This window comes from Actinopolymorpha sp. B9G3 (assembly GCF_040120725.1).
Taxonomy (GTDB): Bacteria; Actinomycetota; Actinomycetes; order Propionibacteriales; family Actinopolymorphaceae; genus Thermasporomyces.
In genome coordinates this window covers 69,501-96,171 of sequence record NZ_JBEEAB010000004.1, presented here as the reverse complement: position 1 = coordinate 96,171, position 26,671 = coordinate 69,501, and the positions used below count along the sequence as shown (strand labels likewise).

At 69.4% G+C, this 26,671-nt stretch carries 22 protein-coding genes; 10 read left to right on the top strand and 12 right to left on the bottom strand.

What is annotated here, in order from left to right; genetic code table 11:
* Positions 1 to 3 precede the first annotated feature (3 nt).
* Positions 4 to 1,065 (top strand): NAD-dependent epimerase/dehydratase family protein, encoded by a 1,062-nt coding sequence (locus tag ABNF93_RS09285; protein WP_349327437.1) that lies wholly within the window; start codon positions 4 to 6, stop codon positions 1,063 to 1,065.
* Positions 1,065 to 2,303, top strand: a complete 1,239-nt coding sequence (locus tag ABNF93_RS09280) for a dihydrodipicolinate synthase family protein (RefSeq protein WP_349327435.1) — start codon at positions 1,065 to 1,067, stop codon at positions 2,301 to 2,303. Before ABNF93_RS09285 ends, ABNF93_RS09280 begins: the two co-directional genes overlap by 1 nt.
* A 36-nt stretch (positions 2,304 to 2,339) precedes the next feature.
* Here ABNF93_RS09280 and ABNF93_RS09275 read toward each other — a convergent pair whose 3' ends face one another.
* From ABNF93_RS09275 to ABNF93_RS09265, 3 genes are all read right to left on the bottom strand, one after another.
* Positions 2,340 to 4,049: an alkaline phosphatase family protein gene (locus ABNF93_RS09275; RefSeq protein WP_349327434.1), complete on the bottom strand. Its 1,710-nt coding sequence runs from the start codon at positions 4,047 to 4,049 to the stop codon at positions 2,340 to 2,342.
* 1 nt (position 4,050) lies between these two features.
* Positions 4,051 to 4,776 (bottom strand): CDP-alcohol phosphatidyltransferase family protein, encoded by a 726-nt coding sequence (locus ABNF93_RS09270; RefSeq protein ID WP_349327432.1) that lies wholly within the window; start codon positions 4,774 to 4,776, stop codon positions 4,051 to 4,053.
* Positions 4,777 to 5,049: 273 nt separating this feature from the next.
* The gene (locus tag ABNF93_RS09265) at positions 5,050 to 6,207 is read right to left on the bottom strand and encodes a C40 family peptidase (RefSeq protein WP_349327431.1); all 1,158 of its coding nucleotides are present in this window, start codon (positions 6,205 to 6,207) and stop codon (positions 5,050 to 5,052) included.
* A gap of 280 nt (positions 6,208 to 6,487) precedes the next feature.
* On the opposite strand from ABNF93_RS09265, the gene ABNF93_RS09260 reads away from it, so the two are divergent.
* Positions 6,488 to 7,537 (top strand): aldo/keto reductase, encoded by a 1,050-nt coding sequence (locus tag ABNF93_RS09260; protein ID WP_349327430.1) that lies wholly within the window; start codon positions 6,488 to 6,490, stop codon positions 7,535 to 7,537.
* 31 nt (positions 7,538 to 7,568) lie between these two features.
* Here the strand turns inward: ABNF93_RS09260 and ABNF93_RS09255 are convergent, their stop codons facing one another.
* Both ABNF93_RS09255 and ABNF93_RS09250 read right to left on the bottom strand, forming a co-directional pair.
* The gene (locus ABNF93_RS09255) at positions 7,569 to 8,807 is read right to left on the bottom strand and encodes a hypothetical protein (RefSeq protein WP_349327428.1); all 1,239 of its coding nucleotides are present in this window, start codon (positions 8,805 to 8,807) and stop codon (positions 7,569 to 7,571) included.
* A gap of 141 nt (positions 8,808 to 8,948) precedes the next feature.
* Positions 8,949 to 9,878, bottom strand: coding sequence for an IclR family transcriptional regulator (locus ABNF93_RS09250; RefSeq protein ID WP_349327427.1), 930 nt, complete (start codon positions 9,876 to 9,878; stop codon positions 8,949 to 8,951).
* Between the two features lie 125 nt (positions 9,879 to 10,003).
* On the opposite strand from ABNF93_RS09250, the gene ABNF93_RS09245 reads away from it, so the two are divergent.
* The 3 genes from ABNF93_RS09245 to ABNF93_RS09235 all read left to right on the top strand — a co-directional run bounded on the left by ABNF93_RS09245 (position 10,004) and on the right by ABNF93_RS09235 (position 13,813).
* Positions 10,004 to 11,446: an MFS transporter gene (locus tag ABNF93_RS09245; protein WP_349327425.1), complete on the top strand. Its 1,443-nt coding sequence runs from the start codon at positions 10,004 to 10,006 to the stop codon at positions 11,444 to 11,446.
* A 23-nt stretch (positions 11,447 to 11,469) separates the two neighbouring features.
* Complete coding sequence (locus tag ABNF93_RS09240) at positions 11,470 to 13,077, top strand: arylsulfatase (protein WP_349327424.1); 1,608 nt, start codon at positions 11,470 to 11,472, stop codon at positions 13,075 to 13,077.
* A gap of 94 nt (positions 13,078 to 13,171) precedes the next feature.
* The gene (locus ABNF93_RS09235) at positions 13,172 to 13,813 is read left to right on the top strand and encodes a LysE family translocator (protein WP_349327423.1); all 642 of its coding nucleotides are present in this window, start codon (positions 13,172 to 13,174) and stop codon (positions 13,811 to 13,813) included.
* A gap of 95 nt (positions 13,814 to 13,908) precedes the next feature.
* Here the strand turns inward: ABNF93_RS09235 and ABNF93_RS09230 are convergent, their stop codons facing one another.
* On the bottom strand, positions 13,909 to 14,652 hold the full coding sequence (locus ABNF93_RS09230) for a GntR family transcriptional regulator (protein WP_349327422.1): 744 nt from the start codon (positions 14,650 to 14,652) through the stop codon (positions 13,909 to 13,911).
* A gap of 144 nt (positions 14,653 to 14,796) precedes the next feature.
* A complete protein-coding gene (locus tag ABNF93_RS09225) occupies positions 14,797 to 15,459 on the bottom strand; it encodes a hypothetical protein (RefSeq protein WP_349327420.1) in 663 nt (220 codons plus the stop codon).
* Between the two features lie 200 nt (positions 15,460 to 15,659).
* Here ABNF93_RS09225 and ABNF93_RS09220 point away from each other — a divergent pair, with 200 nt between their 5' ends.
* The 3 genes from ABNF93_RS09220 (at position 15,660) to ABNF93_RS09210 (ending at position 18,127) form a co-directional block, all read left to right on the top strand.
* Positions 15,660 to 16,715, top strand: a complete 1,056-nt coding sequence (locus ABNF93_RS09220; RefSeq protein WP_349327419.1) for an MASE1 domain-containing protein — start codon at positions 15,660 to 15,662, stop codon at positions 16,713 to 16,715.
* Positions 16,716 to 16,847: 132 nt separating this feature from the next.
* Positions 16,848 to 17,390: a sigma-70 family RNA polymerase sigma factor gene (locus tag ABNF93_RS09215; protein ID WP_349327418.1), complete on the top strand. Its 543-nt coding sequence runs from the start codon at positions 16,848 to 16,850 to the stop codon at positions 17,388 to 17,390.
* Positions 17,387 to 18,127: a zf-HC2 domain-containing protein gene (locus tag ABNF93_RS09210; protein WP_349327417.1), complete on the top strand. Its 741-nt coding sequence runs from the start codon at positions 17,387 to 17,389 to the stop codon at positions 18,125 to 18,127. The genes ABNF93_RS09215 and ABNF93_RS09210 overlap by 4 nt, the downstream gene beginning before the upstream one ends.
* A 93-nt stretch (positions 18,128 to 18,220) precedes the next feature.
* Here ABNF93_RS09210 and ABNF93_RS09205 read toward each other — a convergent pair whose 3' ends face one another.
* The 3 genes from ABNF93_RS09205 to ABNF93_RS09195 all read right to left on the bottom strand — a co-directional run bounded on the left by ABNF93_RS09205 (position 18,221) and on the right by ABNF93_RS09195 (position 22,340).
* Positions 18,221 to 19,495 carry a flavin-containing monooxygenase gene (locus ABNF93_RS09205; RefSeq protein ID WP_349327416.1) on the bottom strand — a complete coding sequence of 425 codons (1,275 nt, stop codon included), beginning with the start codon at positions 19,493 to 19,495 and terminating at the stop codon, positions 18,221 to 18,223.
* Positions 19,492 to 20,496: an alpha/beta fold hydrolase gene (locus ABNF93_RS09200; RefSeq protein WP_349327415.1), complete on the bottom strand. Its 1,005-nt coding sequence runs from the start codon at positions 20,494 to 20,496 to the stop codon at positions 19,492 to 19,494. The genes ABNF93_RS09205 and ABNF93_RS09200 overlap by 4 nt, the downstream gene beginning before the upstream one ends.
* A gap of 176 nt (positions 20,497 to 20,672) precedes the next feature.
* On the bottom strand, positions 20,673 to 22,340 hold the full coding sequence (locus ABNF93_RS09195; RefSeq protein ID WP_349327414.1) for a LuxR C-terminal-related transcriptional regulator: 1,668 nt from the start codon (positions 22,338 to 22,340) through the stop codon (positions 20,673 to 20,675).
* Between the two features lie 531 nt (positions 22,341 to 22,871).
* Between ABNF93_RS09195 and ABNF93_RS09190 the strand changes: the two genes are divergently transcribed.
* A complete protein-coding gene (locus ABNF93_RS09190; protein WP_349327413.1) occupies positions 22,872 to 24,542 on the top strand; it encodes a glycine/sarcosine N-methyltransferase in 1,671 nt (556 codons plus the stop codon).
* 272 nt (positions 24,543 to 24,814) lie between these two features.
* Here the strand turns inward: ABNF93_RS09190 and ABNF93_RS09185 are convergent, their stop codons facing one another.
* Complete coding sequence (locus ABNF93_RS09185) at positions 24,815 to 25,852, bottom strand: LacI family DNA-binding transcriptional regulator (RefSeq protein WP_349327412.1); 1,038 nt, start codon at positions 25,850 to 25,852, stop codon at positions 24,815 to 24,817.
* 34 nt (positions 25,853 to 25,886) lie between these two features.
* Complete coding sequence (locus ABNF93_RS09180; protein WP_349327411.1) at positions 25,887 to 26,657, bottom strand: SDR family NAD(P)-dependent oxidoreductase; 771 nt, start codon at positions 26,655 to 26,657, stop codon at positions 25,887 to 25,889.
* Positions 26,658 to 26,671 lie beyond the last annotated feature (14 nt).

The window sequence follows — 26,671 nt, the reverse complement described above, 5'->3', positions numbered from 1 at the left end:
GTCGTGTCGTACGAACCGAAACTGGAGCGCAAGGTGTTCGACAACGAGGCAGATCTCGAGGACCGGCTCGGCGAGCCCTCACCGGCCCTTGTCGCCGAGCTCGCCGACTTCGCCGGCCTGCGAGGGGATCTGGTGGTACTCGGGGCAGGCGGCAAGATGGGCCCGAGCCTGTGCCAGCTGGCCCGGCGCGCTCTCGACGCGGCCGGACGCGACGACATAGCTGTCGTCGCGGTGTCCCGGTGGTCCAACCCGGCCGTGGAGCAGGGCCTCCGGGCGGCCGGTGTGGAGACGCGGAGGTTCGACCTCACTCCCGACGCCGACCTTGCCGGACTGCCGGACGCGGACGCCGTGGTCTACATGGTGGGCGCGAAGTTCGGCTCGAGCGGGCGGCCGGCCCACACCTGGGCCGTCAACGCCCTCCTTCCGGACGCCGTGGCCCGGCGGTACGCCGACGTCCCGATCGCCGCGTTCTCCACCGGCAACGTCTACCCGCTCGCCCCGGTGTCCGGCGGCGGCTGCACCGAGTCGGATCCGCCGGGGCCGGTCGGCGAGTACGCCATGTCGTGCCTGGGTCGCGAGCGGGCCTTCGAGTACGCGAGCATCGAGCGCGGCACTCCGGTCACCCTGATCCGACTCAACTACGCGGTCGAGATGCGTTACGGCGTCCTCGTCGACATCGGCACCGCCGTCCGCGACGAGAGACCGGTCACGCTCTCGACGAGCCACGTCAACGTGGTCTGGCAGCGCTACGCCAACGAGGTCGCGTTGCGCAGCCTGCGGCACGCGTCCACGCCGGCACTCGTTCTCAACCTCACGGGGCCCGAAACCGCGTCGGTACGACGGATCGCCACCCGGTTCGGTGAACTGCTCGGCGTCGAACCGAGCTTGTGCGACGACGAGGCCGACACGGCACTTCTCTCCGACGCCGGGCGGTGCCACCGGATGTTCGGCTATCCCGACCTGTCCTTGCAGGCGTTGGTGGAGGCGACCGCCGACTGGCTCGCCAAGGGTGGAACGGTGTGGGACAAGCCGACGAAGTTCGAACGCCGCGACGGAGCGTTCTGATGGGGTCGACCGGGCTGCCAGGATCGACCGGGCTGCCAGGATCGACCGGGCTGCCAGGGACGACTGGGCTGCCGGCGTCGACGGGGTTGCTCCCTGCCGCCGAAGCGCGGTCGCTCGCCGACGGCTGCGTGATTCCGGCGCATCCGCTCGCTCTCACCCCGCAACGCCGCCTTGACGAACGCCGCCAACGGGCGCTCACCCGCTACTACCTCGCGGCAGGCGCCGGCGGTGTCGCGGTCGGCGTCCATACGACGCAGTTCGCGATCCGCGGGGCCGGGCTGCTCCGCCCCGTCCTCGAGTTGGCCCGCGACACGATCGACGAGACGCTCGCCGCGCCTTCTGCGGCGGGCGTTCAGCGTCGGCCGTTCCTCCGCATCGCCGGCGCCTGCGGCGAGCTACGGCAGGCGATCGCCGAGGCCGAGCTCGCCGCGAGTCTCGGCTACCACGCGGTGCTGCTCGGTCCGGCCGGCGGGCCGGAGTCCGACGAGGCCGACCTCCTGCTCCGCGCGAAGGCCGTCGGCGAGGTACTGCCGATCGTCGGCTTCTACCTCCAGGAGGCGGTCGGCGGGCAGCGGCTGTCCCGGCGGTTCTGGCGGGAGCTTGCCGAACTGCCGAGCGTCGTGGCCGCCAAGATCGCCCCCTTCGACCGCTACCGCACGCTCGAGGCCATCCGGGGCATCAGCGAGTCCGACCGTGGATCCGACGTCGCGCTCTACACCGGCAACGACGACGCCATCGTGGCCGACCTCCTGACGCCGCTGCACCTGAACGTCGGCCAGCGGTTCGTCCGACGGCAGATCGTCGGCGGCCTCCTCGGCCAGTGGGCGGTGTGGACGCACAGCGCGGTCCGGATGCTCGAACGCATCCATCACGTCGTACGTGCCAATGGTCCGGCCGGACCTCCCGGACAGGCGGAGCCCACCGAATCCGGCACCGGCTCCCCCGCCGAGTCGGACTCCCCCGACACAGACGATCCGGTCACCCTGCTCGCGGAAGGCGCCCAGCTGACCGACGCGAACGCCGCGATCTTCGACGCCGCGGGCAACTTCGCCGGTTGCATCGCCGGCGTCCACGAGATCCTGCGCCGCCAGGGCCTCCTGGCCGGCACCTGGTGCCTCCATCCGGACGAGACGCTCTCGCCGGGCCAGGTCGCCGAGATCGACCGGGTGTGCATCGCCTACCCCCACCTGACCGATGACGCGTTCGTACGCGAACACCTCGACGACTGGCTCCGCTGAGGTTCAGCGCGGATCGCGGGGACCGGATCGCTACCGCTAGGGTCCTGGCGCGGCCGACCCGGGCCGCGGGCCGTACGCGGTCAGGAACTTGTCGCGGAACGTGTCCATCCGCCAGACCGGGGCATCCGGGTGCGGCTCCAGGCCGTCCTGCCACCCCCAGCCGGAGATCCGGTCCAGCACCTTCTGGTCGCGGGCGACGATCGAGATCGGTACGTCCCGGCTGGGGTCGTGTCGGGTGACGGTCGGGACGGGCTGGTGGTCCCCGAGGAACACGAGCACGGTGTTGTCGTCGCCGTAGGTCTCGACGTAGGAGACGAGGCTCTCCACCGAGTACGCGATGGATCGTGCGTAGGCGGTGCGTACCCGGTCCGCGTCGTTCCGCGCGTCCTCGGGGTCCTTGTCCGCCTTGCGCATGGCGTCGTAGACCGAGCCGTCGCCGGCCTCGTCCCAGCTGACCATCTCGGGCAGGGGAACCCACGGGTTGTGGCTGGAGGTCAGGACGATCTCCGCCATCAACGGCTTGCGGCCAGGTGCGCTGCGCTCCAGGCGTTCGAAGGCCGACAGGGTGTACTGGTCGGGGATGCCTGACCAGCCGTAGGGCGCCCCTTCGTACCCGAGGTGGCGAGCGTCGTAGATCCTGTCGAACTCGTAGAACTTCCCCTCCGGCCAGGCCCGGGTGGTGCCCGGGAGGATCCCGACCGTCCGCCAGGCGTTGGTGCGACGAAAGGCACCGGTGAGGGTGAGACGCTCGCGCGTGGTGACAGTGCGGTAGCGCTGCTCACTCTTGATCCACAGGCCGGACATGAACGTGGAGTGGGCGAGCCAGCTGCCGGCACCCGTCGCCGGGGAGGTGAGGAAAGCGCTCCGGGAGGAGAACCCGGCCGCGCGCAGTCGGCTGGTCCCGTCCGTGAGTGTGGCGCGAACCCGCGACGCCAGCTGTGGGTCCTTGACCGCGCTGCGGCCGTAGCTCTCCACGAAGGCGACGATGACGTCCTTGCCGCGCAGTCCGGTCAACAGCCGGTCGGCGGGCGTGTCGGCGAACGCGTCGACGGTGCTCTGCCTGGCGAACGCCTGCCGGTCCTTCAGGGCCGCATCCACGTAGTGCACGCGGTTCCGGACGATCGCGCTGGTGTTCTTGGTGGCGACCGACACGTCGGCGATCTGCACACCGAGCGTCACGCAGATCATCCAGGCGGTCCCGAGGATCAGCGCGGTCCGGGTCGCCACCGGCCGATGATCGACCATGAGGTGGCTGAGCCGGACGACCGCCAGGGCCATGAGGACCGGCAGGACAAGGGCGACGAGCACGGCCCCGACCGCGGCGGCGAGCGCGCCGACCTGACCGACCGACTCGCCGAGGAACTCCACGGCGTTGGCGACCAGGAGCCAGTCGAGCACCAGGTCGAACGGCCGGTCGAGAATCGAGTAGAAGCCCATATCGAGGAGCTTCAGGAGGGTCAGCACGCCAAGCGTCGCCCCGGCGACCGCAGCCACGACCCGCCTCGGCCTCGGCGCCAGGGCCAGCAGGATGGCCGCGCCGAAGATCCCTTCCAGCGGAATGCGCGCGAACGCGCCAGGGGCGAGGTGGGTGAGCTGGTTGGGCAGGAGGAGGGCGACGTGCACGAGCGCCGCGGCAAGGGCGGTGGTCGTCCACCGTGCGGCCCACGCGGCCCGCGGGTGTCGGTCCCGCCAGCGGTCGTCCGCGATCTCGGTGTCCTCGCGGCCCGGGGCCGCATTGTCTGTCACGTCAGGCGGCAAGATTCCGCCCGTGCCGCCATTGCCACCACACGGACTCCCCGAACGAGCAGATGAGCAGAAACAGCGCCAGTGCCACGACCGCGAACTCGACCGACCTCGGCAGCAGGTCCGCACTGACCACGACGAGCACGACCCCCTGGATCACTGCCACGACCTTACGCGCATAGAGCGGCCGCAGCGGCGTACGCAACCACGGCTGTCGCCAGCTTGCCGCCACATAGGCGTACCGCATGCATCCGATCGCCAACACCCAGGCACCCAGGGACGGCGCGACGAAGATGCTGAGGACGAGGACAAGGAAGGAGTCGGCCTCGATGTCGAAGCGCGCACCGAACTCCGACGCCGTCCCGGTACGGCGGGCGACCCTGCCGTCGACCCCGTCGAGGATCAGTGCCACCGTCGCGAGGGCGACCATCACCGCCGGTGCGCTCCCCCCGATCCGGTCTGCGGCGATCGCCGTGATGCCACCGATGAGCGTCAGGCGCGTCAGGGTGACGCGGTCCGCCGGGCTGAGTGACCACGTGCCAGAGCGCCGGAAGGCCGCGCCGAGGACCAGCCCGCCGAAGACCGTGAACGCGATCCCCGCCACCCATCCCGCCAGTCCCAGTCCCAGGTACGCCCACAGCAGGGTGAGCAGAACGGCTTCGGCGACCGCGGCCGTCACCAGGTCGCGACGATAGGCATGGGTGCCGCTCGCGACCGAACCCACACGCACGTCCCACAGCCGCCTCACGGCCCCGCTTTCGCCCATGTGATCAGCCGCCATCTCGTTTTCCACGCCGCGGACCCGGACACCCGCTATCCCTCGTTCGCTTGTGACGAGCGAATGGTTCATCTGCGCCGAGGTCCAGGTGCGGAACGTCCAAGCGGGTCGCGTTGAGCGATCAGGCAGGCCCGTTCCGTGACCTCAGCGTCGACACGGGACAGCCGCACACGATAGCCCGGTCGGCCGACCTTGGAGCTGCGGCGGCTGGAGACGAAACGCCACCTATCCTGGCCGGGTGGCGCCGGCGTAGGGCATGTAGTCGATGTTGATGTACTCGACGTTGTCGCCCGGTTTGGGTGCGTGCAGGACCTTGCCGTCCCCGGCGTAGAGGCCGACGTGGTGAAGGTCGCTGTAATAGAACACGAGATCACCCGGCCGCAGGTTCGAGCGGGCGACCTTCGGCGAGCTGTCGTACTGCCTGCTCGACGAATGGGGCAGGGAGACACCTGCCGCCTCCCACGCCTTCATCGTGAGGCCCGAGCAGTCCCAGCTGTCCGGTCCGTCGGCGCCGTAGACGTAGGGCTCGCCGAGTTGGTCCCGGGCGAAGGCGAGCGCGATCTCACCTCTGGTGCGGTCGGGTGTCGGCGACGGTGTGGGAGTGGGCGACGGCGACTTCGTGGGCGTCGGAGACGGCGACTTCGTGGGTGTCGGCGAAGGCGACCGGGTGGGCGTCGGTGTCGGGCTCGGTGTGCTGCGTTCCTCGGCGCGGGACGCCCGTAGCCTCGCCTGGCGCCGACGCTCCGCCTCCTCCAGGCGCCGACGCTCCTCGGCGGTGAGCCGGTCGAGAATCGCCTGGGCCCTGGCGGCGTTGCGGAGGGCGGCCTTCCGGCGTTCGTCGGTCTCGTCCCGGGCCATCCGCAGCTCGTCGAGTTCGTACCCCAGGACCGCACGCCGTTCGGTCAGGTCGGACTGCTCGTCCTGGAACCGACGCAGCAGGTCCGCCTGCTGGCGGGACAGCGCCTTCAGGGTGGTCATCTGCGCCAGATAGTCGGCGGGGCTGTCGGCGATGAACACCTGGACGGTGGGGTCGAGGCGACCGCCCGTGCGGTATTCGGCCGCCGCGAACTCCCCGATCTGGCGACGCATCGCCTGGACGCGCTTCTCCTGGCGGGCGACGCCGCCGGTCAGGCTGCGGACCCTGCGGTTCATGGCGACCATGTCGTCTTCGAGCTCGTTGGCCCGCTCGGTGATCAGCTCGGCCTCGTGGTAGAGGTGGTCGACCTGTCTCCTCACCTCGTTGATGTTGCGCGTCGGCTCGGCCGAGGTCGGCCCGGGCACGCCGACCACCGCGGCAACGGTGGCGGTGCCGAGTGCGACCAGCGCCCGCCCTTGTGGATCCCGACGGCGACGGTGCTTCGGTGCAGGGCGGTGCTTCGGCACGGGTGTACGCCCTTCGTCCTCCCGCCGGCCTGCCCAACGGGAAAAAGACGCCTGGCTCCACGGGGAATCACCTGACCCGACACCCGTGCGAATCAAGCATCCAGATGCGTCGTACCGACCGAGGCGGCCTCCCCACTCGGACCGACGCTTGGGGCTGGACTGTAGTTACCGTTTCGTGATCCGGCAACCCCTCGGGCCTACGCGCGGACAACGCCGAATGGCACGATGACAGTGATCTCTGGACGGCCGCGACCCGCGACAAGGACGAAGGACGGCGTACATGACCTACCGCACCCTCGGGCGTACCGGCGTGAAGGTGAGCCCGCTGACGCTCGGCACGATGATGTTCGGCGCCTACGGCAACCCCGACCACGAGGACGGCATCCGCATCATCCACCGTGCCCTCGACGCCGGCATCAACATCCTCGACACGGCCGACGTCTACTCCCAGGGCGAGTCCGAGGAGATCGTGGGCAAGGCACTTGCCGGCGGCCGGCGCGACGACGTCGTCCTCGCGACGAAGTTCCATGGGCGGCTCGGCGACGACCCGAACCACGCCGGCAACTCCCGCCGGTGGATCGTCCGCGAGGTGGACAACAGCCTGCGCCGGCTCCAGACCGACTGGATCGACCTCTACCAGGTGCACCGGCCGGAGCCGGACACCGACATCGACGAGACGCTCGGGGCGCTCAGCGACCTGGTCCACCAGGGCAAGATCCGTTACTTCGGTACGTCGACCTTCCTGCCGTCGCAGCTCGTCCAGGCGCAGTGGGTGGCCGAACGCCGGAACCGGGAGCGACCGGTGACCGAGCAGCCGCCGTACTCCCTTCTCGCCCGCGCGGTCGAGCGCGAAGTGCTGCCGCTGGCCGAGGAGTACGGGCTGGGCGTACTCCCCTGGAGCCCACTCGCCGGCGGCTGGCTCTCTGGCCGCTACCGGCGTGGCGAGGAGCCCACCGCGGTGTCCAGCCGGGCCGCACGGCAACCGGCTCGCCATGACCGGTCCCTGCCGGAGAACGCGCGCAAGCTGGAGGCGGTCTATGCGTTGACCGAGCTGGCGGACGACGCCGGCCTGTCGCTGATCCAGCTCGCTCTGGCGTTCGTCCTCGAACATCCGGCAGTGAGCTCGGTCATCATCGGCCCGCGCACGATGGAGCACCTGGAGTCGACTCTCGGCGCGGACAAGGTGTCGCTCTCCCACGACATCCTCGACCGGATCGACGAGATCGTGTCGCCGGGAACGACCCTCAACGAAGCTGACGCGGGCTACCAACCGCAGGCGATCGTGGACGCCCGCCTGCGCCGCCGCAGCTCGTCTCCGGCAACGCCGTGACGCGGTAACGCGGCTTCTGGTCGGATCGCGTTCAGAGCTCGAGGCGGTAGATCACCGGCGGACGACCCATCTGGCCTTCGGCGAGGGTGCCGACCGGGACGGCGGCACCGGCGCGTTCGAGGCGCTTGAGCAGCCGGCGGGCACTGCGTTCCTGGATGGAGAACGCCTCGGCCACCTCGGCGGCGGTCACCTGGGCGTCGGCCCCTTCGACGAGACCGCGCAACGCCTGGAGCGTTCCGCGGCTCATGCCGAGCCGCCGGGCGAGCCGACCGATGTCCGTAGGGCCGGGCTGGTCGGTTCCTGGGCTCCGGGCGAGGACGATGTCCGCGTCGTGCGGCCCGGCGAACACGGCCGCGACCTCGCCGTCGGCCCTGGCGCGGGCCAGCGCCCGGGACGCGCGGGCGGCCGCCTCCCCGGCTGATCGGGCGAGCCCCAACCCGACGTGGACCGATGTGTGGCGAGCGGCGAGACGTTCGAGGAACGGCGCGGCCGTGAAGTCGGCGGTCGCGCGTTCCAGCGGTCCTCGCGTCGTCACCAGGAGGTAGCGGTCCTCGTCGATCCGAACGACCGCCCCGCCGAGCTCACCCAGGTCGCGTTCTAGCGCCCCGTCGGCCATGTCGAGTTCGACGAAGCCCAACGCCACCTGGGCGTCGGAGTCGTGTGCGCTGCGGATCCGCAGGGCCAGTGCATCGACCGCCTCCCGGATGTCCCGCGGCGCGGGGGCCAGCCGGACCACCGGCATCTCCTTGCGCAGCACGTCGTACGCCGACCGCAGGCAGGTGATCGCGACAGTGGCGCCGTGCCGCTGAGCGGCTTCGCGGTGGAACGCCACGACGTCACGAGAGCGTACGGAGGCAACGTATTCCATCGTGCGTACGGACGTCTCGGCCAACCCCGCCTCGGCGAGCGTCTCCGCGACCTCCACCGGCTGCAGGGTGTCGATGCTGACCAGGCTGAGGTCACCGCCGTCGCGCGAAAGGCGCAGTAGCGCCGCCAGGAGGGTGACTCCGCTGTAGGAGACGTGCCCAGAGGGCAGGACGTCGGCGCGTTCGGCGGTCGCGATGGCGTGCGGCACCACACCGGTGAAGAGCCAGCCGTCGACCTCGTGCCCCCGCGCCCGGATGATGCGAAGGGTCTCCTGCTCCCAGCGGTACGGCAACCGGATCGCCCGAAGATCGGCAGTGTCGTCGACCACGGACGCGACTCTGGGGACGAGATCGGAGGGTCCGACGACGCCGACCGTCAGTGGTGCCCGCACCACGACGCCCACCTGGTACGCAACCTCATGGGCGTAGGTTACGGCCCGGCCCCAAAGGCGCCGACGAGGACACCCTCACTCACCGGTCTGGCCCATGCCGCCCCGTGTCGCTCCCGTGTCGCTCCAGGCGGCGGCGAGGCTGGCCGGGGGTCTCTACCGTTGCAGCGCCCGGGCGCGGACCTGGGGGTGGAATGCCTGTCGGCCGCCGATCTCGACGCTGACCGCCTGCGCGGTTGTCACGAGGTCGGCGAGGATCGAGTCCATCGCCGTCCGGTTGAGCCGCACACTCGGTCCAGTCACCGAGATGGTGGCAACCACCTGGTCGGCGTGCCCGCGCACGGGAGCCGCGAGTGTGTTGACGCCGACGATCGTCTCCTCGAACGCCGCCGCGTAGCCCCGCATCCGCGCGGTGCGCACGGCCTGCACGAGTTCCACCGGCAACGGCGGTCGTACTGGCGAGACGTCGCCTGGAGTCCGCTCGCGCGCGATGCGTTCCACGTCGTTGTCGGCCATCCCGGCGAGCACCAGGCGGCTCGGTGCCCCACTCCACAACGGATATGGCCGACCGATCTCGAACGTACGACGCAACTCGGCGTTGCTCTCGACCTGGTCGATGTGCATCACTTCCTCGCCGACCGGGATCGACAGGCCGACCGTCTCTCCGGTCCGGTCACGCAGTCGGACCATGTGCGGCAGCGCGACGGCCCGCACGTTGATCCGGCGTTGGTAGGCCATTCCCAGCGCGAGCGTTCTCGGCCCGAGCCGGTAGCGGCGGTTCGCCGGATCCTGGATCGCCAACTCGGTCTCGACCAACCCGCGCAGCAGTCGCTGCACCGAACTCTTCGGCAGGTCGACGCGACTGGCGATCTGCCGGATCGTCAGGTCGGCCTCGGCCTTGCCGAGTGCGTCGAGGACCTGCACCGCTCGCCCGAGCAGTCCGTTCACGGTCTCAGCCCTTCTCTCACCCTGCATGGTCTCCCGGGCGGTCTCGGTCCGCTGTCCCAGCGAGGGTTGACCGTCCGCGGCGACGAACGACACAGTAGTGACGTCTGTCCCGATCTGAAGCTTGTTGTCCTTTTCCACGGGACACAAGGGTTCTGTGGGTCCAGTGCGTTGCCGGGACAGCAGTGTTCGCGGAACAACAAGGCGGGACGCCAGCGGAACGCAGCAGGCCAGCGGCACACTCCGGTCGCACCCGGGAGGTCGACATGCCTCGGAACCCATTCACCAGCGAAGGCCCGAACGACGGAACCGGCGATGAACCTGGCGCCGGAACCAACGGCCGAGTTGGCGACGGGAGCAGCGACGGTGTAGGCGAGGGGCGGGAGGCGTCCATCCGCCAGGTAGCGGCGGCGAGCCTCGCCGGCACCGTGGTGGAGTGGTACGACTTCTTCCTCTACGCCACGATGGCGGGACTCGTCTTCAACCAGGAGTTCTTCCCCACCTTCGACCCGCTGATCGGGACGCTGGTCGCGTTCGGCACGTTCGCCGCGGGATTCGTCACCCGACCGATCGGGGGCGTGCTGTTCGGCCACCTCGGCGACCGGCTCGGCCGCAAGCCGATGCTCGTAGTCACGATGATGATCATGGGGCTGGCGACGTTCGCGATGGGTCTGCTGCCCACGTACGCACAGATCGGCGCCGCGGCTCCTGTCCTGCTTCTCATCCTGCGGATGCTCCAGGGCATCGGGCTCGGCGGCGAATGGGGCGGCGCGATCCTGCTCTGCGTCGAGCACGCGCCGGACGGCAGACGGGGATGGTTCAGCAGCTGGCCGCAGCTCGGCGTGCCGGTGGGCTTGCTGTTGTCGACGCTGGCGATCAGCGGGGTCGGGCGGCTCGGTGACGCGGCCCTCGTCGACTGGGCGTGGCGGGTGCCGTTCCTGGCGAGCATCGTGCTGGTCGCCGTCGGCCTCTTCATCCGGCTCCGCATCAGTGAACCCCCGGCCTTCCTGCGGATCGTCCGTACGAGACAGCGGGCCCGGGTCCCGCTCCTCGACGTCGTACGCCAGCACCCGAAGATCACCCTGCTCGGCATGGGCGCCCGGATGAGCGAGAGCGTGACCTTCAACGTCTACAACGCGTTTCTCGTGACCTACACGGTCGCCGTGCTCGGCCTGCCGAAGAGCTACATGTTCGACGCCCTGATCGTCGCCTCGGTGGTCGGCTTCTTCGTCATCCCCCTCGCCGGGCGGGTGTCAGACCGGGTGGGGCGGCGGAAGGTCTTCATGGCGGGGGCGCTGCTGGCCGCGGTCAGTGCGTTCCCCATCTTCGTGCTCGTCGACACCGGGTCACGGTGGCTGATCATGGTCGCGGTCGTCGTCGGCTGGGGAATCGCCGCGTGCACGATGTACGGGCCCGAGGGCGCGATGTTCGCCGAGATCTACCCGACCCGCGTCCGCTACAGCGGGATGTCGGTCGTCTACCAGATCGGGGTGCTGCCGTCCGGTGCGGTCGCACCGCTGATCGGCACGGCGTTGGTCGCGAGGTTCGACGGAACGTCCTGGCCGGTGGCGCTCTACGTCCTTCTCATCGCACTCATCACCGTCGTGTCTCTCGTCTTCCTTCCCGAGACCTACCGCCGACCCGTCGACGACGCCGGGCCGCAGGATCCCGATCCCGCCCCCTCACCCGTCGTGGCTGAAGACCGGTAACCGGTGTCGTCGAAAGGTTTCCCGTGACTCGAACCTCCCCCAACATCGTTCTGATCCTGGCCGACGACATGGGTTTTTCCGACATCGGCTGTTACGGCGGCGAGATCGAGACGCCGCATCTTGACCGGTTGGCGCGCCAGGGCACGAGATTCACGCAGTTCTACAACACCGCGCGTTGCACACCCTCGCGGGCATCGCTCGTGACGGGGCTTCACCCCCACCAGGTCGGGATCGGCATCCTCAACTTCGACGACAGTCCGGACGGCTATCCGGGCAATCTCTCGGAGCACAGCGTCACGGTCGCGGAAGCGTTGTCCAGTAAGGGATATGCGACGTACATGTCCGGCAAGTGGCACCTGGCGAGCGACATGGAGACGCCCAACGAAGCCTGGCCCACCCGACGGGGGTTCGACCGCTTCTACGGCACCCTCGAAGGTGCGGGCAGCTTCTACCAACCACGCACCCTGGTGCGCGGCGAGCGGAACGTCGAGGACGAAAGCCTTGATCCCTCGTTCTTCTACACGGATGCGATCAGCGACAACGCCGTACGGTTCGTCGAGGACCATGGGGCCGACTCGTCCGACCGTCCGTTCTTTCTCTATCTCGCCTATACCGCACCGCACTGGCCGCTGCACGCCCATGACGAGGACATCGCGAAGTACCGTGGCCGGTTCGACGCCGGATGGGACACACTCCGTCAAGAGCGTCTTGACAGGCTGGTCGCCGAGGGGATCCTCGATCCGTCCTGGAAGTTGTCCTCACGCGATGCGCGGGTAGCGGCGTGGGACGACGTGCCGGACAAGGAGTGGCAGGCCCGGCGGATGGAGGTCTACGCCGCCCAGGTCGACCGCATGGACCAGGGCGTCGGCAAGGTGGTCGCCACCCTCGAACGCCTCGGCCAGCTGGACAACACGCTCATCGTCTTCCTGTCCGACAACGGCGGCTGCGCGGAGGAGATGCCGCCGGAGGAGGTGAAGGAGTTCGTCACGAGCTTCGTACCCATGAAGGAACACACCCGCGAAGGCGATCCGGTCGTGCCGGGAAACGTTCCCGGCCTGATGCCCGGGTCCGAGGCGACCTATCAGAGCTACGGCCGGGAGTGGGCGAACCTGTCCAACACGCCGTTCCGGGAATACAAGCACTGGGTCCATGAAGGCGGCATCGCGACGCCCCTCATCGTGCACTGGCCGGCCGGGCTCGAGGAGAGCGGCGCGACCAACCATCATCCGTACCAGCTCGTCGACGTCCTTCCGACTCTCCTCGACGCGGCCGGCGCGACCTACCCGGAGGAGCGCTCAGGGCACGCGGTGCCGCCTGCAGAGGGCGTGAGCATGATGCCCGCCCTGCGCGGAGAAGACGTCGCGGATCGTCCGTTGTACTTCGAGCACGAGGGAAACTGTGCGGTACGCAAGGGCCGGTGGAAGATTGTCCGCAAGCACGGAACGCCGTGGGAGCTCTACGATCTCCTCGACGACCGCACCGAGCTGCATGACCTCGCCGACCAGCATCCCGACCTGGTGGCCGCACTGGTGAGCGACTACGAAGCCTGGGCAGGCCGGTGTGGTGTCATCCCACGCGAACAGGTCCTCGAGCTCTACCGCCGCCGCGGCCACGGCCTGCCCCCGGAGTGACCTGAGCCCTCGACGATCGACGGCGAGGACAGGTCCGCCCGCGGGCAGGGCTTGTGCAAAGGCGTCCTCGGCATGCCCGCTGTACTCTCCCGACATGGTGTCTTCGGAGCAGTTGGCCGCCTTCGCGGTGGCATCGTTCATCGTCATCGTGATCCCCGGGCCAAGTGTGCTGTTCGTTGTCGGTCGCGCGCTGGCCCATGGTCGGCGTACCGCCCTCGCCTCGGTCGCCGGCAACGCCGTCGGCATGTATGTCGTCGCGGTGTGCGTAGCCCTCGGGATCGGGCTCATCGTCGAACGGTCAGTGCTCGTCTTCGCGATCGTGAAGTACGCCGGCGCCGCGTACCTCGTCTGGCTCGGCATCCAGGCGCTCAGGCACCGCCGCAAGCTCACCCCCGAGATCGGTGGCATCGGCCATGCACCACGCAACCTGGTGCGCTCGGCGTCGGAAGGATTCGCTGTCGGCGTCGCCAATCCCAAGGCCTACATCATGTTCGCCGCGATCCTCCCTCAGTTCGTCGACCGGCCGTCCGGCCACATCCCGAGCCAGATGCTCCTGCTGAGCGTCGTCCCGTTCCTCATCGCGCTGGTCTCAGACAGCGGCTGGGCGGTCACCGCGAGCGCGGTCCGCTCGTGGTTCGCGCGGTCGCCCCGGCGCGCCGAACTGGTCGGCGGTGTCGGCGGACTCTCCATGATCGGGCTCGGACTGTCCACGGCCATGACCGGCCGCAAAGACTGACCGGGATCACCACCAGGCCGGCCACCGCGCCAGCCGTACGACCTGGCCGTCCCGCCCGAGGCTGGACATTGCCGGGACGTAGCCGGACCCTGCCGTCAAAGGCCGGTGTCCTCGGCGATCTCGGCGTCCCCCTCGATCTCGAAGACCACCCGAAGCACCCGCGGATTGGACCACGTGGCGGCGTACTCCCCCAGCTGCCGAGTACCCCCGATCCGGTTGAGGCTCTCCGCATACCAGCACGGGCGCGGCGCGTCATCGCCCAACAGCGCGGCGACCTCGAGGTCGGGCACGTCGAGTGACACGTGGTGCCGATACCTTCGCAGCGTCATTCCGTACGCCTGGGACAGCAAGGTGTAGAGCGACACGTCGTCGGCCAGCCGCTCCTCGATACCGGCCAGCCGGTTGCCGGGCAGCACGGTCGTCCACACTCCGGCCACGACCCCGTCGACCAGGTTGAGCCGGCGGACCTCCACGAGTTCCCCACCGGCGGCGACCTCGGGCTCGTACGGATGCTCGGGCCGAGGTGCCCGCCTGCGCACGCCGAGCAGCTTGGTGCCAGGCGTCGCACCGGCCGCGACGACGGTCGCGGCGAAGCTCGGCGGCAGGTCCTTGCTGATCACGTAGTCGATGCGCCGCCGCACGAAGGTGCCCGACCCGCGGATCCGCTGGACCAGGTACCGATGCTCCAGTTCCTGCAGGGCGGCGCGGGCGGTGAGGCGACTGACGCCCTGGCTGGCGACGAGTTCGTGCTCCGAGGCCACCCTCGTGCCGGACGGTACGTCGCGCAGCTCCCGCGCCAGCTGGTCGGCCAGCTGGAGGTACGTGGATCGGCTTGTCATGACAACCACCTCCCGTCCGGCAGGAGAGTAGTCGTAAGCCTCGCGCGGATGCGCGCCGCCGGGACGGACGAGGCGATGCTCGCGGGAGCCGCGCGCTATGACGAACAGGACCCCGATGCGCCGAGGAGCAGCCTCGGACTGATCTCAACGCCGCTTGGCGTTGTCGCGTCCCGGCGGCGGCGCGGGCCTGTCCGAGCCGATGTCGGCGCGAGCATGGGTGAGAAAGTCGTTCTTGGCGCGTTGCACGCCCGCCGGGTCGTCACGGACGAGATCGATGAACCACCGGTCCGCCGCGAACCTGACGTCGGACGGCGCGAGCAGGCGTACGACCTCGCGCGCCTGGGAAAGGTCTTCTCGGAGCTGTGCCTGCCGGGCGGTCACCTCATTCGCCGCGCTGGTCGCCAGTGCGGTCGTGACCGCCATCTGGTCGGTGGCATCCAGATCCGCCTGTGCGTGGTCATTGCGTGCATGGCGTGAGTCGCCCGGGGCGGCGACGTTCCTGGCATCCGGCCGCGGGGCACGCAGATCGGTGACCACCCGTTCGTACTCGCTCGCGAGGCTCATGAACCGGGCATATGCCTCCTGCCGTTCAGCCAGCAATCTGCGCCGCTGCCGCTCCTCCGACCACGCCTGCCAGTTGTTGCGTTGCTCGACTGCCTGTCGTTCGAAAAGTTTCAGGGCACTCTTGTTGCTCCGCCACGAGGCGATCAGTTGCACGATCAGCATGATGATCACGACAGCGAGCGCGAGGGCGGCGATTCCGATGCCACGCTGGACGCCCGGGTCGAGAGCGTTCCACCAGTCCATACCGCCACCATGCCGCCCGCAGCATGTCTACGCGGCGCATTTCCAGTTCTCCGTCCGCACCGGCTGCCATTGTCTCGGTACGAATGTTCCGAGACACCGAAAGCTGGCATCTGGGTAAATGCGCAGATGGTTCACATGTCCCTTTGTGGCGGCTTTGGAGAAAGCAGAGCCCACAAGAAGCTGGCGTACAGTTAATCGTCGTGGTAAGCCAACGAGCGATCCGCACACATCTGGTCACGGTTCTCGTGATGGTGGCGCTCGCCGGGGTCTATCTCGGAACCGCGCTGCTCGGCGTTCTGCAGGAGTTCGGCTCGGGAACCCTGCGCACCATGTGGCCACCGACCGGTGTCGCCCTTGCCGCGCTGCTGTTGTTTGGTCCTCGGATGTGGCCGAGCGTCGCGCTCGGTTCATTCCTCGTCAACCTCATCGTTCTCGACCATCCACCGTTGGTGTCCGCCGTGATCTGTCTGGCGGCGACCCTCGGGGTCGTCCTCGCGGTCCTCCTGCTCCGCATGGCACATTTCCAGAACGGATTGGACCGGCTACGAGATCTGCTCGCCCTGGTATTTCTGGGCGCGATCCTGGGAACGTTGGTGAGTTCGGCGATCTCGGCCGGGACTCTCTATATCACCGGTGCGCTGCCACCGGAGACCTTTCTCACCGAATGGTTCCTGGACTGGACGAGCACCGCGGTAAGCGTCCTCGTCATCACACCCTTCATCCTCGTCGTGAGTCGACTGAGATGGCCACGACAGCTCCGACTTCGCCGGGCCGCGGAGGCTTTCACGATGCTGGCAGTGGCCGCGCTGGTGACACTGGCCGCGGTGCATAGTTCCACCGAACTGTTGTTCCTGGTGTTTCCCGTCCTCATCTGGGCGGCCGTCCGCTTCCAGCTCGCGGGCGCCAGCGCGGCCGCCTTGATCACCACGATCGTCGTGTCCCACGGCGCCGTCGGTGGTTTCGGGCCGTTCGCCGGTGGCGACGAGTTCACCAATCTCCTCACCATCCAGGCCCTGGACGCGTCGTCCGCGCTGACCGCACTCGCCCTCGCAGTGACCATCGCGGAACGCGACCGGGCGCACTGGGCGGTCGAGAACGCGGCCACCCAGCTGGCGAGTGTCGTTCACCAACTCGATCACCGGCTGCGCCCACGACCGCTCGCACCTCAGGTGCGCGCCATGGCGGACCAGCGGGGGGCTGAAGCCGGGGCCGCGGGCAGTGGCGAACCCACGTCCGGCGTCGCGGACCACGGCTGACGGCGGCGATCTTCTCCGACCACCTGCGGTTCTGAGCACCGTCTCTGACACCCCCGGGCGGCCGGATCGCCATAGCCGTCCGTACAGGGCGATCAGTTGAACGCTGCATCACCGGGCGACGTAGTGAGCAGCATGACGAAGTTCGCGGCGCGGGAGGAGGCTCTGGTCCGGGCCCTCTACGCCGAACACGGCGAGCACCTGCTCGGCTACGTCCGCGCCCTGGTCGGCGGCGATCTTCGCAAGGCCGAGGACATCGTGCAGGAGACCCTGCTCCGCGCCTGGCGGCACTCGGGGAAGCTCACGACCGATACCGCTCGGCCGTGGCTGTTCCGGGTCGCTCGCAACCTCGTCGTCGACGGCCACCGAGCCGCCACGCGGCGTCCCCGTGAGGTTCCGGCCGAGCTGCCGGGCGAGCCGCCGTTCGAGGGCCTCGCCCAGCGTGAGGGTCCCGATGACATCGACCGGGCACTGCTCGCCTGGCAGGTCGCGGATGCGCTGAGAGCGCTCACACCAGCGCACCGTGAGGTCATCGTCGAGCTCTACTTTCGGGACAGGTCAGTGGCCGACGCGGCGGCTGCCCTGCGCATACCGGCCGGAACAGTCCGATCCCGCTCCTACTACGCCCTCCGGGCGTTACGTCTGGCACTGGAGGAACGGGGGGTGACCGCACCGTGAGCTGCACCCACGCGCCCCGGCTGGGGGCCTACGCCCTCGGCGTCGACGATCCGGAGCGTCGTGCGATCGAACGCCACCTCGCGTCCTGCGCGCATTGCCGCGCCGAGCTGTCCGACCTCGCCGAGGTCGCCGCGATGCTCGCGACCGCGCGGTCCGCCGGCATCGTCGACGCCGAGGTCAGCGACGCCGAGGTCGGCGACGCCGGCGTCATCGACATGAGCCAGGAGAGCGAAGCGGTCGACGACCTGCTCGACCGCATCCTCGCCGCGATCGCGACCGAACGCACCGACCAGGCCGCCAAGGTGAGGGGCGTCCGCTGGCGGCGCCGCCGCGTTGCCCTGGGCATCGCCGCGGCGGTTGCGCTCGGCGGTTCCGTCGTCGGGGTGGCGGTGGCGCGTGGCGAGCTGCTGACACCGGACCACACCCCACTGGTGGCCGGCAGCTCGGCGTACGGCGTCACCGCCACCACCAGCGTCCGCGACGAGCCCTGGGGCACCCGGATCGACATGACCCTGCATGGCCTCCCACCGCTCACCTCGTGCCGCCTGGTCGCCAAGGCACACGACGGCCGGACCGAGACCGTGGCGTCGTGGCGGGTGACCTACGACGACGGGCTCGACGTCGAGGGCATGAGCGAGTTCCGCGCCGCCGAGCTCGCCGAACTCCAGGTGATCGACACCGCGGGACGCCGCCTGGTCACGGTCGCGGCCACACCGATCCAGAGGCCGGAGCGATGAGAGTACGCATGTCCCGGCGCCGGCTCGGGAGATGGCGGCGACGACGGTCACCATGACTGCGGTTACCGAGCCCCGCCCGTGTGGAGGTTCCGCTCACCGTCCGGCGTTCCGCGCCACGAGGTGGTCGACGATGTGGGCGGCGTCGTCACCGACGCCGGCCAACACCGACGACGGCTCGGAATGCAGCCACGGCAGCCCGACCGCGTAGAGCCCCGGATGGATCGTGACGCCTCGCTCGTGCCGCGGATAGCTCCATTCGTCGAGGATCGGGAGGTCGACCCAGCTGAAGTCGAGCTGGTAACCCGTGGCCCACACCACGGTGGTGACGCCAGCGGCGTCGAGGTCGAGCTCGGTCACGGTCTCCGGCGTGAAGTCGTCGTACGGCGGACGGTCGTCCGGTGGTGCGTCGATGCCGGCGGCGTCGATGTAGGCGTCGAACAGTGGCCGGAACTCCTTGTCGAAACCGGTCTCGGCGAGGACGAGCCGCTCGGCAAGGTCGGCCGAGAACCCGACCGCCGCACCGGACGCCCGCTCCAGCCGTCCGTACAACCGGATCCCCTGCCGGGCGAACTGCCGCAGGCTGATGTCGTGCCCGCCGTCCTTCCCGGACAGGTGCGGGTCGCAGCCGAATCTCGCCGCCGGCGAGGGCAGGTCGGCGACGGTCGGGAACGGCACACCCACCTCGGCGCCGTGCAGGAACGTCTGCATCAGCCACCAGACGACGTCATGTCCCCGGTAGCGGCGCGGAGCGCTGGGACAGGTCGAGACGGCAAGGAGCACCTCGCGACCGGCGTCGTGCAACTCCTCCGCGATCTGCGTACCCGACTGTCCGGTGCCGACCACGAGCACTCCACCGTCGGCGAGCTGCGACGGCCGGCGGTAGTCCTGGGAGTGGATCTGCAGGAGGTGCGGTGCGAGCTGCCCGGCGACCGGTGGAACCTTCGGCACCGGGTAGGCGCCGGTGGCGAGAACGACGTTGCGCGCGAGGAACGTCGTGTCGTCGGTCTCCGCCACGAGCCCGCCGTCGACGGCGGCAAGTCGGCGTACGGAGGTGCGGAAGCGGACGGGCGCGTGGAACGACGCCGCGTACTTCCGGAGGTAGTCCACCACCCCCGCGCGCGGCATGAAGGCGTCAGGATCGGGGCCGTCGTACGGCATGCCGGGCAGGACCAGCGTGAAGTTGGGCGCGACGAGACAGAAACTGTCCCAGCGATCGTGCCAGGCACCGCCCAGCGTGTCCCGACTCTCGACGAGCAGGTGCGGGACACTGGCCTGGGTGAGCCAGTAGCTCGTGGCGAGTCCCGCCTGTCCGGCCCCGATCACCAAGGTGTCGACGGTTTCCTGCGTACGAACGGACGGCCGGTTCATGACGCGCTCCTGACGACGCTCTGGGCAGAAAGTGCGGAACGGAGCGCCCCGAGGAACTTCTCGGGCGCCTCGACCGCCGGGTCGTCGCCGCAGTCCTCGATGACGTGCAGCGGCCAGCCGTACCGTTCGCTCACTGCCTGGGCGACGTGGAGCGGCGTCGCGAGGTCCTGGCGACCCCAGACGAGGGTCGTCGGGACACTGATCCGCGCCAGGTCCTCGGCCGGGATCGCCGGTCCACCGAACGCCGCCATGAGCGCGCGGAGGCTCGACTGCACGCTCGGCGTCTGCGCGCGGTCGACGTTGTACGCCCGGAAGTCGTCCCAGTGCCCGCCCAGCCGGCTCTGGAGCGTGTCGAGGTCGAGCGCACAGTGCTGCCACAGCCGGTCGTGGGAGCCAGGTGTGGGTTGGCTGAGGAAGTCGTTCAGAGCGACGCCGAAGTCGGGCGCCGGATCGAACGGTACGAGGCCCAGCGCGTCGACGAGGACGAGACGGTCGAGCCGGGAATCGGAGCCGCTGCCGCCGGTGTCTGCGCTTCCTGCGTTTCCTTTGCTTCCTGTGCTGCTGTCTGTGCGGTTTCGACTGCGGTGGTCGGCGGCGAACCGTGCGGCGATCGCACCGCCCAGCGCGAACCCCACGAGCGTGGGCGGCGACGCGCAGGTCCGGTCGATCAGGTCGAGGAGCCAGTCGAGCACCCGGTCGGCGTCCAACGGCGCGCCGGTTACCTCGGTGGCACCCTGGCCGGGCAGGTCCGGCGCGATGACGCGACGGTTGGCCACGAGGTCGGGGAGCACCCGGTGCCAGTGCGTGGCATTCCCGCCAGGGCCGTGCAGCAGGACGACCGGTGGACCTTCGCCGCCTTCCAGGACGGCGGTGGAGATGTCGCCCAGGTCCAGTCGTCGCTCGACGACGCCGATCCCCGCGAGAAGCCGCTTCCGAGCCTCGGCCGGCGGGTCGCCGCCGCTGGTGGCGGTCCGGCCGGTGGTGTCGTTCCCGCTGGTCATCACGTAGCTCCTTGATCCGTACGCACGCCCACGGTGCGCCTATCGGCACGCTAGGAGGCGGGAGGGTCGTCCCGCATCGGCAGAACCTCGCAGGTCAACGGCTTGGCGGGGAGGGGATGGCGCCGGACGTGGGTATTCCTGCGTACGCCTCGGTGGAAGGCGGAAGCGCTGAGGCGTTACACCAGGTCGTGCTCGTAGGCGTAAGCCGTGGCCGCCGAGCGCGACGACAGGCGCAGCTTGCCGAAGATGTTGCTGAGGTGGCGGGCCACCGTCTTCTCGCTGAGGACGAGCTCCTGCGCGATGGCACGGTTGGTTCGGCCGGACGCCACCAGCCTCAGGACCTCCAGCTCGCGAGCCGTCAGCCCGCCCGCGGCCTCCGGGCGGCCGACCGGCGGCGTCTCCCCTTCGGGACCCTGAGGAGGCTCGCTCAGCGCCCGGACCCGCTCGAGGTCCGGGGCGGCGCCGAGGTCCTCGAAGACCGCGCGGGCGGCGTCGAGCTCCAGCTCCGCGGTGTCCTCGTCGCCGAGTTGGCGGCAGGCGAGGCCGACGAGCACCCGGGCGCGGGCGACGTCGTACGGCGCGTCGACCTGGTGCCAGGTCCGCAGCGCTGGCCGGAGCGCGGCCAGGGCTGCCTCGGCGTCGCCTCCGGCGAGGGCGGCGGCACCCTCGGCCTGCGCGGCCGTGGCGCGCAGGAATGGTGCGGCGACGTCGCCTGCCAGCGTGGTCAGCTCGGCCGCCCCTTCCCGGGCCGCGTCGATGTCGTCGATCGCCAGCATGATCTCGACGTACGCCGCGAGGAGGCGCGGGCGGCGCACGCGTTCACGCTCCGCCTCGATGGCACGGCTGATCGCGGCGGCGGCCGCGCCGGCACGGCCCTGGGCGAGCCGTAGCTGCGCCAGCCCCGGCTGCGGCGGGCGACCCCAGTGGTTCGCCTGCCGGTACGCCTCCTCGGCGAGGCCGTACTCGCCGCGCAGCCGGTGCAGCTCCGCCCGCTGGTAGTACGCCGCCCCGGCGGCAGGGTGGCCGTGGGGAACCAGGAACCGGTCGCAGGCCTGGCGTACCTCGTCGATGGCGTCCGGCCAGGCACCGTTGACCTGCATGATCTCGGCTCGGTGCACCAGGCACTGCCCGCGGTAGGGCACCAGGTCAGGCTGCGACTCGCACCAGCGGGTCAGCGCGGCCGTCCACTCCCGCGCCCGCGGCAGGTCGAAGATCTCCTGGCAGGCCTCGATCACCGCGCAGTAGACGACCCCGACGACCATCGGCCCCACCTCGCCGGACGTGACCGCGACCATCACCTCGTCGAGCAGCGCGACACCCGCAACCGGGTCGCCGAGTCCGATGAGCGCCTGCCCGCGGCCGAGCCGACCGATGGCCAGCAGATCTACGTCGCCGCATCGCTCGGCGATCTCGGCCGCCCGCCGGAAGAGGTCGTACGCATGTGCCGCGTCGCCCTCGTCAAGGCTCCGCAGCGCCGCGGGCACGAGGAGGTAGCCCTGCACAGCGCACTCGCGGTTGGCCTCGTCGACGAGGCGCTGGGACCGGGCGAGCCACCCGCTGCCGCGGGCGAAGTCACCGCGCTGGAGGAGGAAGAAGCCGAGCCAGAACCCGCAGCGCGCCGCGTCCTCCGGGCGAGCGTCGTCGACATATCCGCGGTGCGCACGCGCCCATGACTCTCCGTCACCGTCGCCACCGATCAGGTAGCCCGCGATCGCCAGGCGTTCCAGGTCGTCCGGACCGAGGGGCGCCTCGCCGTCGGCCGCGGTCAGAGCCAGGTGCGCCTCGGACCACGCGTGCCGGTCGTAGGCCGCACGACCTCGCTCCAGTGCGTCGGATCTGCTCACGTGCGCCCCCATGGACTGGTGCCGCCACGGGGGCGACCAGGATCCGGCCCGCCGAAACGGCTCCAGCACTTTACCCGAACTCCGGCGGACACCACAGAGGCACCCTCAACGGGTGGAAGGTGAACATCCCGAAAATCATGCAATGCCATATCCGGACAGATTCCTTCAAGGCAGCGAAGACGCGGAATCCCCTACCCCACAAGGGGATTCCGCCGCTTGTCTGTACGGTTCTGTACGATGCAACAGACAGTCAATAGACCACTCCGGACATGTGTTGATAAGTTGGACCCACGTCGCTTAGCTTTGGTCCCGCAGGCCGCGGTTGGCACAATTCGCTGTGGCGCCCGCGGCCCGGCAACGACGCCGGGCCGATGGCGGGATATTTCCCGAAGCGCGACAGCCATGCGAGACCCATTTTGAACATGGGTCCGAATCCGGCCGAAAGCTGACGATCTCGAGCACCTGGGAGTGCATGCTGTGGCGCGAAAGGTCCAGGACCCTGCCCGATCAGCCACCGACACACACACGCCTTTGCCTGACCAGGCGAACGGGTCTGCGAGTCATGACGAAGAAGGCCAGCAGGAATTCGGCGACAACCCGATCGAGGTGCGCGACACCGACCACTACACGCAGGAGTACGTCACCAGCTTCGTCGAGAAGTGGGACGAGCTGATCGACTGGAAGAAGCGTGCGCTGAGTGAAGGTCGGTTCTTCATCGATCAGTTGAAGGCCCGCAACGTGCGCACCGTCCTCGACGTCGCCACTGGCACCGGCTTCCACTCGGTACGCCTGCTGGAAGAAGGCTTCGAGACCGTGAGCGCCGACGGCAGCCCGCACATGCTGGCGAAGGCGTTCGAGAACGCACGGGAGCGTGGCGGCCACATCCTGCGCGTCGTTCACGCCGACTGGCGGTGGCTCAACCGCGACGTGCACGGGGAGTACGACGCGATCGTCTGCCTCGGCAACTCGTTCACGCACCTGTTCTCCGAGCGCGACCGACGCAAGGCCCTCGCCGAGTTCTACGCGATGCTCAAGCATGACGGCGTGCTCATCATCGACCAGCGGAACTATGACGCACTGTTAGACGGCGCCTACTCGAATCGGCACACGTACTACTACTGCGGCGAGGAAGTTTCGGCCGAGCCCGAACACGTCGACGACGGTCTCGCCCGGTTCCGCTACACATTCCCCGACGACTCGCAGTACCACCTCAACATGTATCCGCTGCGCAAGGACTACATGCGTCGGTTGATGCGTGACGTGGGATTCCAGCGGGTCGATACCTATGCGGATTTCCAGGACACTCACCCGGAAAGTGAGCCGGATTTCTTCATCCATGTGGCGGAGAAGTCCTATCGCGCGGGAGATGAGATGACTGAGACCTATTCCTCAGCGGTCCACACCGCACGTGACTACTACAACTCCGCTGACGCCGACACGTTCTACGCGGCGATCTGGGGCGGCGAGGACATTCACGTCGGACTCTATGACGACGCGACCACCGATATCGCGGCGGCCAGCAGGCGCACGGTCGACTATCTTGCCGACAAGCTCGACCTCCCGCCGGGTACCCGGGTGCTCGACCTGGGATCGGGCTTCGGCGGTGCCGCGCGGCAGCTGGCGGCGAAGCATGGCTGCCACGTCACCTGCCTCAACCTCAGCGAGGTGGAGAACTCCCGCAACCGCGAGCTGAACGTCGACCAGCATCTCGACCAGCAGATCGAGGTCGTCGACGGGTCGTTCGAGGACCTTCCGTTCGAGGACAACCGGTTCGACGTCGTGTGGTCACAGGACGCGATGCTGCACAGCGGTGACCGTTCCCGTGTCCTGGAGGAGGCGGCGCGGGTCCTCCGCCCGGGCGGCCAACTGATCTTCACTGACCCGATGGCGTCGGACGGGTGCCCACGGGAGGCGCTCCTCCCGATCCTGAAGCGGCTGAAGCTCGACACGATGGGCACGCCGGCCTACTACCGCCGCGAGCTCGCTCGCCTCGGGTTGGCCTCGGTGGAGTTCGACGACCTGACCCCGCAGCTCGCCGCGCACTACCAGCGGGTACTCGACGAGACCACGCGGCAGGAGCCGGAGCTGGCGAGCCAGATCAGCCAGGACTATCTCGACAACATGAAGGTCGGGCTCCAGCACTGGGTGACCGGCGGACGTGAGGGCCACCTCGTGTGGGGCGTCTTCCTCGCTCGCAGCTGATCTGGGTTGCGACCGCCGGCTGGGCGGAGCGGCAAATGACCACGCTGAGCATGCATACGGATCCCGGGACTGGTGTCGACACCTGTTGCGGTACCACAGGCATGCTCAGCGTGGTCATTTGCCGCTCCCGCGGGAGGCATTTGCAGTTGCGCGCGGTCATGTGCGGCTCCCGCAGGGCGCATGCGCGGGCCCCCGCGGCTGGCGCATGTGCCGCCTCGCCCGGCGGCGCGCCTCCGTGGAGCCTGCCTGGGTACCCGTGACGGCCGGCGACGTCAGCGCGGGGACGCGGTGCTTTCTCGGACAACGAGGCTGGTGGCGAGCTCGATCCGGATCGGATGTTCGGCGTCACGCTCGGCCTTCTCCAGGACCGTCCGGGTGGCGAGCTGGGCCATCTCCGACAGCGGCTGCCGGACTGTGGTGAGCGGCGGCCACAGTACCTCGCAGAGTTCCACGTCGTCGAAGCCCACGACGCTGAGATCGTCGGGAATGCGCAGCCCGCGGTGGTACGCCTCGGCGTAGACCCCGCTCGCCTGGACGTCGTTGCCGGCGAAGATGGCGGTGGGCGGGTCGTCCAGGTCGAGCAGCTGAGCGACGCCTCGACGACCACCGTCGGCGAAGAAGTTCCCGAACCGCACCAGCGACTCGTCGATCCCGATACCGGCACGCCGCAACGCGGCCCGGTAGCCGTCAAGGCGTTCTTGACTGCACAGCAGCTCCGGAGGGCCGGTGACGATGCCGATCCGCCGGTGGCCGAGTTCGACCAGGTGCTCGGTGGCGGCCAGCCCACCGGCCCAGTTGGTCGCACCGACGCTCGGGATCGCCGGGTCGAAACCACCTACCGGATCCACGAGGACGAACGGTGTGTGCATCGCCGCCAGTCGTTCGGCTGCTGCGGCCGGCAGCCGGGACACCACCAACACCACGCCGTCAGAGCGGCGTGCGGCAAGGGTCTGCAACCACGGACGCGCGTCAGCGTTGCGGTTGTGCGTCGCGGTGATGACCAGCCCGGCGCCGCCCCGGTGCGCCTCCTGCTCCGCTCCACGCAGGACCTCACAGGCCCACGGCGAGGCGAGCTCGGTGATGACGAAGTCGACCAGGCCGACCCGCTGGCGCGGTCCCGCGCCACGCCGGCGATAGCCGGACTCGGTGAGCAGTCCCTGGATCCGGGCGCGCGTGGACGGTGCGACGTCCTCGCGGCCGTTGAGCACCTTGCTCACCGTGGACACCGAAACTCCCGCCTCGCGGGCGATCTTGGCGATCGTGACCATCGCCTTCGGGGCCGGCGGCCCCATCGTCCCAGGGGTCCCCATTGCCTGAACGGTGTTCGACCGCTCGTCCGTACCGTTAGATCCAGCCACCGTCAATCACCCACATCTGATTCGTACACATCCGGCTGTCGTCGGCCGCGAGCCACAGGACGAGGCGGGCGACGTCGGCCGGTACCAACTTCTCCTTCAGGCACTGGGATAGCGCGATCCGTTCCTCGGCCTCGGGTGTGATCCAGGTCCTCACCTGGCGTTCGGTCATGATCCAGCCCGGCACCACGGCGTTGACCCGGATGCCGTCCGGGCCGAGGTCGCGGGCCATCGCACGCGTGAGCCCCTCGATGGCGGCCTTCGCCGTGGCGTACGCAGGAAGCCCGCCGAACCCGCCGCGCCAGGTGATGGAGCCGAAGTTGACGATCGAGCCCCCACCGGCCGCACGCATCATCGGCGCAACCGCCTGCATGGTGAAGAAGTGCGGGCGAAGGTTGACGGCCATCTTGTCGTCCCAGTACTCAGGGGTCACCTCGTCGACCGCGTGGCGATCGTCGTTGGCCGCGTTGTTGACGAGCACACGGATCGGACCGATCTCCTGCGCCGCGTCGGCGATGCATCCCTGCAGCGCGTCGATGTCGCGGATGTCGCAGACCTCGAAGCGGGGAGCGGGCGAACCCTGAACCGCGACCTGCTTCGCGAGCGCGGCGCCCGCGTCGCCATCGATGTCGACAAACGCCACTTTCGCACCCTGTGCGGCGAACTGTGAGACCAGTTCGGCGCCGATGCCAGTGGCACCGCCGGTGACGAAGACCGCCCGGTCGCGCAGGCTGGGGTACCTGGCGTACTCAGCTGGCACGGGCACCACTTCCT